Genomic DNA, 15,036 nt, shown 5'->3' on the forward strand with positions numbered 1-15,036 from the left:
CCCGGCCGAACGATTTTACCCCTTGGTAAGGTTGTTTTGCCGGGGCGGCTCAGTGAACAAGGCTGTTGCGCGAACCCTGCGCCTAGGTGAACGAAACTCGATGCAGCGTTGCGGCTTCATCGTGTCACGACACCCGAAACGCAGGCTTCGCGCTACACCTCCTGCCTTCAAGAAACAGGTTCAAAGCTGCTCGAAAAGCTGCGGTTAATTAAGTCGGTAACGGGTTTGGGTGGCACTGGTTAAAGCTCGAGCGTTCATCGGAATATATTAGTTAAAAGCAGTGCTAAGCTGATTGGCAATAAAATTCATTGAAACACGCCTGATTCAACTGAAAATAGCAGTGAATGCTGGTATTGATAGTTTGTAATAACTAAAAAATTTAGGAACTTTGAGGAAGGCGCTATCACTTAAGGATGGTGGCATTCTGCCTAACTAGCGGTACTTTTGACGATACTTCGTATGTTTTCTTCTGCTGACCAATCCCTACTGTCTGTGGTCAACCCCGATTCTCCCGAGCACGATGTACCCGCCGAGCTGTTCAGCCCCGGCGACACCATTGATTTCACCAGCGACGCTGCGACTGGCAGCACCGAGTCAGACGACGATGAGCTGCAGCTTGAAATGGCCGCCGTCGAGACCGAACTTGCCACGCAGGAAATTCCGGTAACCGAGGAGGAGCCGAAGTTTGCGCCCGGTGAAACCATCCACGACGTAGCCACTGTGAATGGCATGTACCAGAACTGGTTTCTGGACTACGCCAGCTACGTAATTCTGGAGCGGGCTGTACCCGCCATTGAAGACGGATTGAAGCCCGTGCAGCGCCGCATTCTGCACGCCATGAAGGAAATGGATGATGGCCGCTTCAACAAAGTAGCCAACGTCATTGGGCAAACCATGCAGTACCACCCCCACGGCGACGCCTCTATTGGTGACGCCATGGTGAACTTGGGGCAAAAGGATCTGCTGATTGAAACCCAGGGCAACTGGGGCGACATCCGTACCGGCGACGGTGCCGCTGCTCCGCGCTACATCGAAGCCCGTCTCAGTAAGTTTGCCCTCGATGTGGTTTTCAACCCCGATATCACCGAGTGGCAAATGAGCTACGACGGTCGGAAGCGCGAGCCGACCACGCTGCCCGTAAAGTTTCCGCTGCTGCTTGCGCAGGGGGTAGAAGGCATTGCCGTAGGTTTGAGCACCAAAATCATGCCCCACAACTTCCGCGAGTTGTGCAAAGCCAGCATCGACGTGCTGCGCGGGCGTGATATTCAACTCTTCCCCGACTTCCCGACCGGCGGCCTCTGCGACGTAACGAACTACAACGGTGGCCTGCGCGGGGCTAAAATCCGCCTGCGCGCCACCATCGAGAAGTTCGACAAGACTCTGCTCGTCATCCGCGACATTCCGTATGGTACCACCACCACGGCGCTGATGGAAAGCATCGTGAAGGCCTCGGAAGCCAACAAGATCAAGATTCGGAAGGTGGTCGACAACACGGCGGCGGCGGTGGAAATTCAGGTGCATCTGCCCACGGGCGTGTCGCCAGACCTAACCATGGACGCGCTGTATGCCTTCACTGACTGCGAGGTTAGCATTTCGCCCAACACCTGCGTTATCATCGAGGACAAGCCGCGCTTTGTGGGCGTGGAGGATATGCTGCGGCTGAGCACCCAAAAAACGGTGCGTCTGCTGGAACGGGAGCTGGAAATCAGGCAGGAAGAGCTACAGGAAAAGTGGCATTCGGCTTCGCTGGAGAAGATTTTCATTGAAAATCGCATCTACCGCAAAATCGAGGAGTGCGAAACGTGGGAAGACATTCTAACCACGATTGATACCGGCCTGAAGAAGTTCGTGCGCATAGAAGGGGAGAAGCCCAAAACCAACGACACGCGCATTGTGCTGCGCCGGGCCATTGAGGAAGACGACCTAACCCGTCTCACCGAAATCCGCATTAAGCGCATCAGCAAGTTCGACGGCTTCAAGGCCGAAGAGTACATTCAGAAGCTGGAAACCGAGTTGGACGAAGTAGCCGACCACCTGGCCAACCTCACGCGCTATGCCATCAACTACTTCGAGGGCCTGCTGAAAAAATATGGTCAGAACCGCGAGCGGAAAACGCAGCTCCGCACCTTCGACGTGGTAACGGCGCAGAAAGTAGCCGTGGCCAATCAGAAGCTCTACGTGAACTATGCTGATGGTTTTGTGGGCTACGGTCTGAAAAAGGACGAAAAGGCGATAGAAGTAACCAGCTGCTCCGACCTCGACGACATCATCGCCATCAAGCGCGACGGTACGTTTATGGTGACCCGCATTGCCGAAAAAACCTTTGTGGGCAAGGACATTCTGCACGTGGGCGTTTACAACAAGAACGACGACCGGCTGGTGTACAATATGGTGTACCAGGATGGGGCCTCCGGCATCAGCTTCGCCAAGCGCTTCCTGGTAACGGGCATCACCCGTGACAAAACCTACGACCTCACCAAAGGCACCAAGGGCACCAAAACGCTTTATCTCACGGCCAACCCCAACTCGGAGTCGGAAATCGTGAGCATACAGCTGGCCGACAAGGCGCCGGCGCGGGTGAAGCAGTTCGACTTCGATTTTGCCGAGCTGGCCATCAAGGGCAAAGGTTCTATGGGCAACATTGTAACCAAGCAGCCCATCAAGAAAATCATCCGTACCAGCCTCGGCGACTCCACGCTTGGCGGGCGCGAAGTGTTCTTCGATGCAGTGGTGGGCCGCCTCAACACCGCCGGCCACGGCCGCTACCTCGGCACCTTCGACACCGACGATATGATATTGGTGGTGCATAAAGATGGAAGCTACGAATTGAGGACGCCTGATCCGACTCTCCACTTCGACGTGCCCAATATTGTGCTGCTACGCAAGTTCGAGCCCGAAACGGTTGTTAGCACGGTCTACATCGAAGGCGAAACCAAAACGCACTACGTGAAGCGGTTCCGTATTGAGACCACTAAGTCGGACAAGAGGTTTATCTTCATTTCGGAGACTAAAGGCTCGAAGCTGCTGTGCGCCACTTGCCATCCCGAGCCGCAGTTGGAAGTGAAGTTGCAGCGCGACAAGAAAGCCGATAAGGAAAGCGAAAAACTTCACTTGCATCAGTTCATCGACGTGAAAGGGTGGAAGGCCATGGGCAACAAGCTCAACTACTTCAAGATTCACGCCGCCACGCTGCTCACCGACGAAGGCCCCGAGCCGCAGCGTCGCGAAGCCGCCAAGAGGCGCGGCCCGGCTACTATCCCACGTCCCGGCGCCGAAGACAGCCCCAACGAGCCGAGCGCGCCACTACCTGAGCTAACCGGCCCCGTGAATATTTCGGCCGCCGAAGTAGCACAGGCACAGGCCATTCTTAAAACCCCGAAGTCGCAGCTGAAGCTGTTCTAAGCTTAGCTTGCCAACAACGCCCCGCCAGAATCTAGTGGGGCGTTGTACTTTCGGGAAGAAGCCGGCCGAGGGGCCGGGTTGGTTACCGAACTGCTTGCGCCAATGCAGAGACGCCTACTTACTCTTTTTCTGGCTTGGCTGCTGGTGCCGGCGTACGCCCAAACCAAGCTGACGGTGAAGGTGGACCCGCGTTTCGAGGCAATCAGCCTGTTTTACTTCCTGGCCACCGCCGATACGCTCGAAGCGGCCGACCGCCCCACACCGTCGGTGTACTATGCCGAGGCGAAGCGCTATTTTCAGCCCTGGATGCAGCACCCGTCGCTGAATTGGTACCGGCAACTGCCGAAGTGGGACGGAATGGATGTGGCGTCGCAGGGGATGTTTCTCTCGTTTGCTACACCCTTTCGTTTGGTCGGGACGCTTGCCAAGCCGTATGTGCGGAGCGCGTCGGCCGCCGTATTTCTCGATAAGCTGAATGCATTTACCCTCGATGCCAACACGCCACAGTTTCTGACAACTCACCGCCGGCTCTACCAGGAAGTCAGCGCCACCGTCGAGCACGATATTCTGGAAAGCCGCATTCTGGAAGCTACGCAGCAGTTCTTCGGCAGCAAGCAGCTCAAAGAAACCGTGGTATTTGTTGATCTGCTCAATAACCTAGGCCACAACGCCATTCCCTCAACCGACGGTAAGTGCTACATCCGTTTGGCTTACTTGGCCGACACCACGCAACATCTCACCGATGCCAGCCCGGTTCGGTTTCAGACCTTAGTGAATGTAGTAGCCCACGAGGCGGCCCATATCTATACCAAGCCGTTTATTAGCGCCTATTACGCTCGTTTGCGGCGCATTCGAGGCTTATTTCTGAAAACCACCAAGGGCCGCGACATACCCGAAGCAGAATGGGAAAACGAGCTGGAAGAACTCCTGGTGCGGGTGTGCGTGGCTAAAATACTGGCGGCGCAAAATGGCCCGGCCCGTGGCCAAGCGGAAATTACCAGCCAAGCCGAGCGGTACAAATTGGCCCTTGAGCTTCATGCGCTGCTAGAGCAATTCACGGCCAACCGCAGGCAGTATCCGTCTCTGGAAAGCTTCTACTCGCAAATAGTGGCCTTTCTGGAACGAAAAGCCACCTGAATTACTCATAAGCAAGCTGCCGTTGTAACATTGTCCTTTCACCCTGCTGCTTAGCTTACGCTAATCCTCGTCTTGGCCTTTATATCTGGTGTAAAAGCCACAGTTTTGTGGGCTTGTTCGTTGTTATGAAGTTGCTTGTTCGCTTGTGTGTGCTGGTGTTGCTAACGGGGCTGTGGGCCGCGCCAGCCGAAGCGCAATTTTGGCGAACGAGGCCTAAACCCACACCGCAGGTGGAATCACCGCTTTCCGCCGAAATAACCAAACTCTTGGCAGAAGCGAAGTCGTTGCAGGACCAATACAAAGAATCGGAGGCGTTGGCCCGATACGAATTGGTGTTGGCCAAGGCGCCTGCTACCTATGAGGCACTCTGGCGAGCGGCCGTCCTGAGTGTGCGCATCGGGGCCCGCTACACCGACGAAACCCGGAAGATTGCTTACTTCTCGGCAGCCCGGCTCTATGCCAGCCGGGCCCTGGTAGTGCGTCCGGAAGCCGCCGAAAGCAATTATGCTGAAGCCCTAGCGTTAGCCAACCAAGCAACTCTACTCACGTCTCGGGCCCGGCTGCTGGCTTACCGCGAAATGCGGCCCTACATTTTCAAGGCCGTAACTGCTCGTCCCGACTTTGCTGATGCCTGGCAGCTCCTCGGCCGCTGGCACTTCCGCGTCGACCATTACAACATCTTGGAACGGATATTCAGCCGGCTTTTTTTGGGCGGCACGCCCGACGGAGCCAGCAGTGCTGCCGCGGTTGAAGCCATGACGAAAGCGCACCAGTTGGAGCCGCAGCGGATCCAGTTTGCCTATGACCTGGCGCGTATCCATATTGCTGAGAAGCAGCGGACCCGCGCCATAGCCGCTTTGCAGGATGCCATTGAAATCACGCCCGTTACGGCCGAGGAGTTGGAAATCAGCCGGCGCTGCCGCAAGCTGTTGGTCCAACTCAATCGTAAGCTGCTTAAGCAGGTCCAGGAGCATTTGCGCGGGTTGGATTAACTAGCCCAAGTGAAACTTCACAAAGCTATGGAAGAGAGCCGCGAATACGCGCAGCGTTAACCTGGTAGCCTCACGTAGTCTCTATCTTTACCTTTGCAGAATCATTGTAGGTTGAAACTCGTGCTCGTGGCTTTTTCGCGTCCCCTTTTATTTCTGCTGCCGCTCGTTGTGCTTCTGACTACAGCAGCCTGCACTACTATGGCCGACGAAGAGCAGCCCGAAACGATGGTTAGTCTGGCCACCGTGCAAAGCGGCCCGAAAATTCAGGCCGAAGAACTGGACGGCGCCATCAGCCGCCAGCCGCGCAATGCGTCGCTTTACGCCCGCCGTGCGGCTTTTCGGCTTGATGCCGGCCAGGTAGAACCGGCCTTGCAGGATATCAACCAAGCCCTGGACCTTGATGATACGCCCGGTGAGTTTCACTTCACTAAAGCCCGCGCCCTGCGAGCCCAAGGCAAGTACCAGGCAGCACTTGCCGCCGCCGATGTGGCCTCCGAGCACGGCTATGCCTCGCCGGAGTTGAACTTGCTGGTAGGCGAAACGCACCTGGCCTCCCGCAACTACCAAACCGCCATCGACTACCTCGACCGCGCGCTGCAGCAAGAGCCCGATCATACGGCGGCTTTATTCTACAAGGGGGTCGCCTACATTGGGCTGCAAGATACCATGCAGGCACTTGACTACCTGCGAGCCAGCTATTCCCGCGACCCGCGTCAGCCCGAAACGCTGCATCAGTTGGCGTTTCTCTCTAATGCCTACCGGCAGCCTGCGATGGCGGCTATTTATGCTGCTCGGGGTTTGCAACTGGCGCCCACCTACGGCCCGCTATGGTACGACTACGGCCGCCAGTTCGAGCTGCAAAACCAGCCCGACAGCGCCGTCCGCGTTTACGCCCGAGTTGTGTTGCTCGACACCACATTTTATCGGGCCGATTACCGCTTGGCCATGGCAGCTTACAAAAACCGGAAGTACGCCGCTGCTATTCCGCATTTGCAACGCGCCCTGCGGCGGGCACCCCGGCTACTTGGCGCCCGAGAAATGCTGGCTGAGAGCTTCGAGAGCCTCGGCCGCTACGAAGAAGCTGCCACGCAATACCGAGTGCTCGTGGGCGAAAACCCCGGCAACCGGCACTGGACGTACAAGGTGTGGAAAATTGGCAATCGGGCCCGCGGCATCATCGTCGACGAAGCGCCCCGGCGGGCCGTAGTGCCGGAAGAGCGTTTGGAGCCTATTTCGTCGCTGCGCCCAAAACTTTGAATGGTTGATTGTTGAATTGTTAAATGGTTGGTCGTTCACTGCACCTTATGAACGACCAACCATTTAACAATTCAACAATCAACCATTCAACCTAACTTGCGGCCTCACGCTGTTTGTATAGCTAAATTTTCTAATTCATGATCAACATCACGCTCCCCGACGGCTCGGTGCGCCAGTTTGTAGATGGCGCCACGGGCTTTGATGTAGCATCCAGTATCAGTGAGGGCCTGGCCCGCAATGCCTTAGGCGTCCGCGTCAACGGGGAAGTGCGCGACTTGCACCGTCCCATCGGCCAAGATGCCAACTTGGAAATCCTCACTTGGAACGACCAGGACGGTAAATCCACTTTCTGGCACTCTTCGGCGCACTTGCTGGCCGAAGCCCTCGAAGCGCTATATCCCGGCGTGAAGCTTGGCATCGGTCCGAGCATCGAAAACGGTTTCTATTACGACATCGACCTTGGCGAAGGCCGCACTATTTCCAGCGAAGACTTCCCCGAAATCGAGAAGAAGATCCTGGAACTGGCCAAAAAGAAAAGCCAGTACGAGCGCAAGGCGGTAAGCAAGACCGACGCCATTGCCTACTTCACCGAGAAGGCCGACCCATATAAGCTGGATTTGCTTGAGCGCCTCGAAGATGGCTCTATCACCTTCTACACGCAAGGCGACTTCACCGACCTGTGCCGCGGGCCGCACATTCCCGATACCAGCCCCATCAAGGCTGTGAAGCTGTTGAACGTGGCCGGTGCCTACTGGCGCGGCGACGAAAAGAACAAGCAGCTCACGCGCATCTACGGCATCACTTTCCCTAAAGCCAAAGAGCTGACCGAGTATCTGGAGCGGCTGGAAGAGGCCAAGCGCCGCGACCACCGCAAGCTCGGCAAAGAGTTGGAGCTGTTTACGTTTAGCGAGAAAGTAGGAGCGGGGCTGCCCTTGTGGCTGCCCAAAGGCACGCTGCTGCGCGAGCGGCTCGAGCAGTTTCTGCGCCGCGCTCAGGTGAAAGCCGGTTACCAGCCCGTCGTTACACCCCATATCGGGGCCAAGGAGCTGTACGTAACCAGCGGCCACTACGAGAAGTACGGTGCCGATTCGTTTCAGCCCATCAAGACGCCGAACCCGGGCGAGGAGTTCTTCCTCAAGCCTATGAACTGCCCGCACCACTGCGAAATCTACAAGTCCAAGCCCCGCTCGTACCGCGACCTGCCGGTGCGGTTGGCCGAGTTCGGCACGGTGTATCGCTACGAGCAAAGCGGCGAGCTGCACGGCCTGACGCGGGTGCGCGGTTTCACTCAGGACGATGCGCACATCTTCTGCCGGCCCGATCAAGTAAAGGAAGAGTTTATCAAGGTTATCGATATTGTCCTTTACGTACTTAAGGCGCTGGATTTTCCTGATTTCACGGCTCAAATTTCCCTTCGCGACCCGGAAAACAAAACTAAATACATAGGGTCCGACGAGAATTGGGCTCGCGCCGAATCAGCCATTCAAGAAGCTGCCGCCGAGAAAGGTCTCAACACCGTAACCGAGCTAGGCGAGGCGGCTTTCTACGGCCCCAAACTCGACTTCATGGTGCGCGACGCTCTCGGCCGCAAGTGGCAGCTTGGCACCATCCAAGTCGACTACAACCTACCCGAGCGTTTCGAGCTGGAATACGTGGCTTCTGACAACTCGCGGCAACGCCCCGTCATGATTCACCGGGCGCCGTTTGGTTCGTTGGAGCGTTTTGTGGCCGTGCTCATCGAACACTGTGGCGGTAACTTCCCTCTCTGGTTGTCGCCCGAGCAGTTCGCCGTACTCCCGATTTCCGAGAAGTACCACGACTATGCCCAACGGATTCACGATACGCTGGTTCAAGCCGAGTTGCGCGGTACGGTAGACCACCGCGACGAGAAAATCGGCCGCAAAATCCGCGACGCGGAGGTGTCGAAAGTGCCGTACATGCTTATCGTCGGGGAGAAGGAGCAGGAAAACGGCATCGTGTCGGTGCGCAAGCACGGCGAAGGCGACATCGGCTCCATGCCAATAGCTGATTTCATCAAGAGCTTCCAAACGCAGGTCGCTGAAATGATGGACGGCAAGACGGCGTAAAACCAATCCAACCAAGCCGCCCTGCTTCGGCTGTGTCGTGGCAGGGCGGCTTAGTTAGATTAGTTAACTCTCTGTGGAGTGCCTGAACAAAGGCCGCCGCTACCCGTAAGGTTCTGGTAGCTGCCATAAACCGTTGCTTTTTCTCTGGCTCGAGGGTAATTTTATATAGCCTTTTTTGAGCGTTTGGAAAAAATGGCGGATATTTGCCTGCTGATTGAACCCATTGAGCTCGTCTCATGTCCTTTCAATCTTAGAAAAGAATTAAGCTCACCTTTCAAGAGAACCAGCCATAGCTACCCCAAATCGCCGCTATATTCCTCGCGCTCAGGTCGAGGAGCCGTTTAAAATCAACCAAAGGATTACGGCTCGGGAAGTGCGCCTCGTCGGTGACAACATCGAACAAGGCATTTATTCAATTGATCAAGCCCGGCGCTTTGCGCAGGAGCAGAATCTCGACCTTGTTGAGATTTCGCCCACTGCCGTTCCGCCCGTTTGCCGCGTCATCGACTACTCGAAATTCAAGTACGAGCAGAAGAAGAAAACGCGCGAATTGAAAGCAAAGCAAACCAAAGTTATCCTGAAGGAAATCCGTTTCGGTCCTAACACCGACGACCACGACTTCGCTTTCAAGCTGAAGCACGCGCAGGAATTTCTGAAGGAAGGTGCTAAGATCAAGGCTTACGTTCACTTCGTGGGCCGTAGTATTGTCTTCAAAGAGCGGGGTGAAATCCTGCTGCTCAAATTTGCGCAAGCTCTCGAGGAGTTAGCTAAAGTAGAGCAGTTACCCAAGCTGGAAGGCAAGCGTATGTTCCTGTATTTGGCACCCAAAGCAGCTGCACCCGCCAAGCCTAAGCCGGCAGCCCCAGCTCCTGCTGGCGCTAGCAAGGAGCCAGGCAAGGAGAAAGCCGGCCAACCGGCTCCGAAGGCGGCTACACAGCCTGCTGCTGAATAATTAGCTTTTGCTATGGCCTCGGCCATTTTCTACGCTGGCGCCCCGGCCCTAGGCAGCCGACCGCCGCATTTTTTCACTTTTTATCACCTCCACAATGCCAAAAATGAAGACCAAGTCCGGCGCCAAAAAGCGTTTCACGCTGACCGGCACGGGCAAAATCAAGCGTAAGCACGCTTTCAAAAGCCACATTCTGACCAAAAAGACAACCAAGCAAAAGCGTAATCTTACGCACGTTACCTTGGTAAGCTCGGCGGACATGAACCGCGTGAAAGACATGCTTACTATGTAGTTGCTGAAAGGTGGTTGTTGATTGCTGGCTTGTAAGGACAGTTTCAACAATCAGCAAACAGCAAGTACCCATTCAAACATTTAAACCAGGCGTCCGGCTAAAAACAAAGACAAGGCAAACTGCTCTGTCGCCGACCGCCAAAAAACAAACAGGTTATGCCAAGAAGTGTCAACCACGTGGCTTCGCGCCACCGTCGGAAAAAAGTAATGCGTTTGGCGAAAGGCTATTTCGGCCGTCGTAAGAACGTTTGGACCGTTGCCAAAAACGCCGTTGAAAAAGGTCTGCTGTATGCCTACCGCGACCGGAAAACCAAGAAGCGCGAGTTCCGCGCCCTTTGGATTCAGCGTATAAACGCCGGTGCTCGTGAGCACGGCTTGTCGTACTCGCAGTTGATGGGCGGCCTGAAAAAGGCTGGCATCGACCTGAACCGCAAAGTACTGGCTGATTTGGCTCTGAACCACCCCGAGGCTTTCCGTGGCGTTGTGGAGAAAATTAAGTAGTCTAGTTTCGATTACTACCAACAAAAAGAGCCTGACCAGCCCGGTCAGGCTCTTTTTGTTGGTAGGATTCCCATTGCAACAGGGCGAAAAGTACGCTAAGTCCCGTTGCAGTAGCCGGAGCCCATGGATGAACAGGCAGTTGGTAGCGGCGCTGACTTGGCGTGGGCTTCGCAAAGTGCAGGCTAGGGGTGCCCTGCGGCTCGGTGGCTTAGCTACCGAAATAACGACCCTCCTCCAAGTCGGCCAGGATGCCGGGCTGGCTGGGATGCCAGCCTAGCTGCTGCTGAGTGAGCACACTTGAGGAGGGAGCGTCCAAGGCCGTGAAGGAGGCTATGGGCCCTAGGTACGCTTCCGCTTCTGCCGACGATTTGGACGCTACTGGTAAGTTGAGCTGGCGGCCAATGACGGTCATTAGCTCGCGCATGGGAATACCTTCCTCGGCCACGCCGTGGTAGATGGCTCCGGCTACGCCCCGCTCCAGAGCAAGTTGGAAAAGCTTGGCGGCATCGAGCCGGTGCACGGCGGGCCAGCGGTTGTGACCGTCGCCCGAGTACACGGCCAGGCTCTGCTGGCGCGCCGCCTGGATGAGCATGGCCGCGAAGCCGCAGTAGCTGCTGTCGTGTACCAGCGGCGCGAGGCGTACCACCGAGGCCCGCACGCCCTTCGCTACCTGGGCCAGGGTGGCCGCATCGGAGTGGCGGGGCGAATGGGGGGAGGCCGCATCCAGCTCGGTGACCAAGCGGCCGGGCGGGGCCAGACCCAGTACCCCCGACGTGGTGACGAGGGGGCGGTTGGTGCCGGCCAGGGCGTCCCCCAGCGCCTCGATGGCCCGCCGGTCGGTTTCGGCGGCGGCGGCAAAATTGGTGAAATCAATTACGAAACCCAGGTGAATCACGCCATCGGCGGCGGTGGCGCCGCGCCGCAGGCTGTCGAGGTCGTCGAGCGAGCCGCGGTGAGCCTCGGCCCCGGCATTAGTCAGGGCCTTGGCTGATTTGTCTGAGCGAGCCAGGCCCTGCACCTGGTGGCCTGCTTCGAGCAATTCTGGAATAAGAGCCAAGCCAATGAAGCCGGTGGCACCAGTTACGAAAACTTTCATACTGCCTTGCGTTAGGGTGAACGACAAACCGAAGAGCGGACGTTGGCGCCACCTCGTTTGTACCCCGTAAAGGTCCGGCAAGCAAATGGCTGCCCGGCTGCGCCAGTTAAACCAGTTACTGCGTCAGTTAAACAAATAGCTTATCTGCCAAACCCCTACCGCCGAAAATCACCCGGCGTGAGGCCGGTGTGGCGCTTGAAAAAGGTGCAGAAATGCGCCACATCGGCAAAGCCGAGCTGATCGGCTATTTCAGAGACGTTCCGGGTGGGTTGTTTCAGGAGCAACTTGGCTTCCTGCGCCATCCGGTTGCTGATCAGGGTGGTGGTAGTGTGGCCGGTAGCCTGCTTCAATACCCGGTTGAGGTGGACGATGTGCACGGCCAGGTGGTCGGCGTAGTCTTTGGCCGTGCGCAGGCGCGGGTGCGGCGCCGGGCCGGCCAGCGGAAACTGCTGCTCCAACAGTTCGGTGAACTGGGTTGCTACCCGGCTCGCGGCGGGAGGGAGGGCCGGGACTGGGGGAGGCTGTAGCTTCTGCGCCACATGAATCAGCTCTACCAGGTAGGTGCGCAGCAGGTCGTATTTATAGGCGTAGTCGGCTGCCATTTCCTGCACCATTTTCTGGAAAATGGTTTCTACGGCCGTCCACTCCGCCTCCGTTAGCGGGACGGCCGGGCGGGCGCCGGGCTGGAATATCGGCAGCGCCTCCACGAGCGTGCCGCCCTTAGTAGGCAGCAAAAACGCATCGGTGAAGATGCAGAAATAGCCCGTGGGCGCGGCCCCCACCGACTCCCAGCGGTAGGCCGTGCGGGGCGTGGCCAGAAACAAGGTGTGCGGTCCGACCTCCAGGGTTTGGTCGGCGAGTTCGAAGCGCCCGCGCCCGTGGGTGAGGCTGATTTTGTAGAATGCCTGCCGGTTGAAGGGCGTGGGCGGGCGGTGGCTCTGGCCGGGCCGCAGGGCACCCAGGCTGAAAACGTCGAACTGGCCCAACTCGCGCTGCATGTCGGGCGGCGTTTCCCCGGCCACGGGCTTGAACTTGGCATATAGGGCTTCGAGCGAGGTAGGTTTCATAGCGACTTTAGAACCAGGACCGCACCGCAAGAGTTTGCGGCGCGGCGCCGCTCTAAATTAAACAGCTTCTACCGTTGCGGGCACCTGGATGGGTTGGCGAGGCGCAAGGACGTGAGCTAACCAAGTTGTGGAGTAGCCCCAGCGGGGCGACAAGTTGGTAACCGCTTCTACTGTCTGTTTACCAAGCCCCAACGGGGCGACACTTCAGCCATGCAGGTGTCGCTCCGCTGGAGCTTTAGCCACTTGGTTACGGAATTGACTACCAACCTGTCGCCCCGCTGGGGCTACTCCGCAACTTGGGGTTAGATAACCTTAACACACCTGAATAACTTCCAGCTTCAGCAGCGCGCCAAGCTTGTGGATTTTGCTGCTTATATGGCCTACGCCTACGGCGCAGTGGTGAGCGGGACCGTAACTGTTCCAGTCGTTGATGAACTTGCGGGCGCCGATGGGGAACTGGTAACGACTGTTGGTATTGCCAATTTCAAGAATGGGACCGGGTACCGATTCGCCTTCTGCCACCAGCAGCCGAAGCTTGCCGTCGAAACCATCTACCACAGAAAGCAGGGTGACTGGGCCATGCTGCACCGCCATTTCAACTGATAAGCCGCTGCCTACTTTGCCGTGGTACACCACGAGCGGGCGCACTTTGGTTTTGCCTTGGGCAATGGCAATATGGCCCGGCCCGTCGTGGCCCATTAGCACCACATCTGCTTTGAAGTCGACGGCGTAGTATTCCGTGAAGGAGCCTCCTACGCCGAAACAGTCCATGATTTTCATGGCTTGCGCATTCTTGATTTCATACTCACCGGCTACGGGAATGCCGTTGGCCGTGAGCAGTGAAGTACCAAGAATGATGGAACTCATAGTGGCCTCGTTTTCAGGTACGCCGCTGCCTTTGTAGTAGTAGGCCAACGAGCCTAGTTGGTAGCGCTGCGCAAGCAAGTCAAGGGCTACCGATGTGCGAGCGGCTTTCAGTAGCTCCTCCTGTGAGCAGTCAGCTTGGACATCGAATAATTCGTGGAAAAGGCGTACCCGTTCCTCGGCGGCGTCTTCAGGCACGGTTTGTCGCAAAGCGGAAAGCTCATCTACCTCCAGTATTTCGATGTGGCCGCCGAAGTGCGCAATCTGTTGGGTGAAGTCAGAGTAGATATCGAGCATGCCGCCGTAGTAGTGACCCATGACGCCCAAACGATTGTAGGACATGGTATTGGCTACGCGGGCGGCTTCTACCCACTCCTGTATTTCTTGCCAGGACTCCGGGTCGTCGTGCAGCATCCCCGTCACTTGATGGAACTGGATACCGGTGCGCCGGAATACGTTGGCTATTTCCGGTACCGGGCAGGCCGAGCAGTAGGCCAGCCACTCGCCGGTCATTTTGGTGCGGTCGGTTAGAGCGTTAAAGGCTGCGTAGTCGATGGCTGCTTCGGGGGCCAGGTTCAGGATGATGACGGGCACCTTGGCGCGCTGCACCACCGGTAAAACAGTGGCCGATAGCGCATAGGTGGTTACGTACAGGAAAATGATATCAACATCTTCCTGCCGAAACTGCCGGCCGGCAGCAAAGGCACCTTCAATGTTATCGACAAGCCCTAGGTTCACCACTTGCGAATGGATGGCGGTCAACTGCTCCTCGACTACCGTTATGTAGCCCTCTAACCTTTCTCGTAGAGCCGGAAACTGGTCCCAATAGGCATCGAGGCCAATGGCGAACAGGCCTACCTTGAAATTGCTGGCCTCGCTCATCGAGCGTTTATGCTGAACGTATGATTCAACGGAAGGGGATGACACCTGCTGCATGGGTAGTGGCTATAAGATACCGGATAGTTACTAGCGAACAAAAGCCATGGCCACGCCGCCATCCACGTTGAGCACGTTGCCGGTGCTCTTGCTTAGCGAACCATCCACGAACACGCGCACGGCCTTGGCAATGTCTTCGGCCAGCAGCTCCTCGCCGAGCAAGGTGCGCTTGGCGTAGTGGGCCGGCAGCTCTTCCACCGAGATACCGTAGGCCTTGGCCCGGCCGGCGGCCCACTCGCCCTCCCAAATCTTGGAGCCGCGCAGCACGGCATCGGGGTTGACGGTGTTGACGCGGATCTTGTCGGGCCCGAGCTCAGCGGCCAGCAAGCGGCTCATGTGCAGCTGCGCCGCTTTGGCCGTGCCGTAGGCCACGTTGTTGGGGCCCGCCACCAGCCCGTTCTTGCTGGCAATGTTAACGATGTCGCCGCCTAAGCCTTGCTGGCGCAGGATGGTAACA

Annotated in this window: 11 protein-coding genes and 1 pseudogene; 8 read left to right on the top strand and 4 right to left on the bottom strand. The window is 57.1% G+C overall.

The window, feature by feature from the left end; translation table 11 throughout:
* The first annotated feature begins 621 nt into the window (after nt 1-621).
* From VF639_RS14535 to rplT, 8 genes and pseudogenes are all read left to right on the top strand, one after another.
* Complete coding sequence (locus VF639_RS14535) at nt 622-3,402, top strand: DNA gyrase/topoisomerase IV subunit A (RefSeq protein WP_414654723.1); 2,781 nt, start codon at nt 622-624, stop codon at nt 3,400-3,402.
* A 102-nt stretch (nt 3,403-3,504) separates the two neighbouring features.
* Nucleotides 3,505-4,539, top strand: a complete 1,035-nt coding sequence (locus tag VF639_RS14540; protein WP_331146644.1) for a DUF4932 domain-containing protein — start codon at nt 3,505-3,507, stop codon at nt 4,537-4,539.
* Nucleotides 4,540-4,664: 125 nt separating this feature from the next.
* Nucleotides 4,665-5,531 (top strand): tetratricopeptide repeat protein, encoded by an 867-nt coding sequence (locus tag VF639_RS14545; RefSeq protein ID WP_331146645.1) that lies wholly within the window; start codon nt 4,665-4,667, stop codon nt 5,529-5,531.
* A 168-nt stretch (nt 5,532-5,699) separates the two neighbouring features.
* Complete coding sequence (locus tag VF639_RS14550) at nt 5,700-6,788, top strand: tetratricopeptide repeat protein (RefSeq protein WP_331146646.1); 1,089 nt, start codon at nt 5,700-5,702, stop codon at nt 6,786-6,788.
* 137 nt (nt 6,789-6,925) lie between these two features.
* Entirely contained in the window at nt 6,926-8,875 is a 1,950-nt protein-coding gene (gene thrS / locus VF639_RS14555; RefSeq protein WP_331146647.1) for a threonine--tRNA ligase, read from the top strand.
* Between the two features lie 289 nt (nt 8,876-9,164).
* A pseudogene (gene infC / locus VF639_RS14560) lies at nt 9,165-9,722 on the top strand (translation initiation factor IF-3); the annotation flags it as partial.
* Between the two features lie 199 nt (nt 9,723-9,921).
* Nucleotides 9,922-10,116: a 50S ribosomal protein L35 gene (gene rpmI / locus VF639_RS14565; protein WP_331146648.1), complete on the top strand. Its 195-nt coding sequence runs from the start codon at nt 9,922-9,924 to the stop codon at nt 10,114-10,116.
* Nucleotides 10,117-10,271: 155 nt separating this feature from the next.
* Complete coding sequence (rplT, locus tag VF639_RS14570; RefSeq protein ID WP_331146649.1) at nt 10,272-10,616, top strand: 50S ribosomal protein L20; 345 nt, start codon at nt 10,272-10,274, stop codon at nt 10,614-10,616.
* Nucleotides 10,617-10,824: 208 nt separating this feature from the next.
* Here the strand turns inward: rplT and VF639_RS14575 are convergent, their stop codons facing one another.
* From VF639_RS14575 to VF639_RS14590, 4 genes are all read right to left on the bottom strand, one after another.
* Entirely contained in the window at nt 10,825-11,712 is an 888-nt protein-coding gene (locus VF639_RS14575; protein WP_331146650.1) for an SDR family oxidoreductase, read from the bottom strand.
* Between the two features lie 155 nt (nt 11,713-11,867).
* Entirely contained in the window at nt 11,868-12,779 is a 912-nt protein-coding gene (locus tag VF639_RS14580; protein WP_331146651.1) for a helix-turn-helix transcriptional regulator, read from the bottom strand.
* Between the two features lie 312 nt (nt 12,780-13,091).
* Nucleotides 13,092-14,579: an arabinose isomerase gene (locus VF639_RS14585; RefSeq protein ID WP_331146652.1), complete on the bottom strand. Its 1,488-nt coding sequence runs from the start codon at nt 14,577-14,579 to the stop codon at nt 13,092-13,094.
* A gap of 30 nt (nt 14,580-14,609) precedes the next feature.
* The coding region (locus tag VF639_RS14590) for an SDR family oxidoreductase (RefSeq protein ID WP_331146653.1) at nt 14,610-15,036 on the bottom strand (427 nt) is incomplete at its 5' end.

The sequence above is a fragment of the Hymenobacter sp. genome (assembly GCF_036387835.1).
Lineage (GTDB): Bacteria > Bacteroidota > Bacteroidia > Cytophagales > Hymenobacteraceae > Hymenobacter.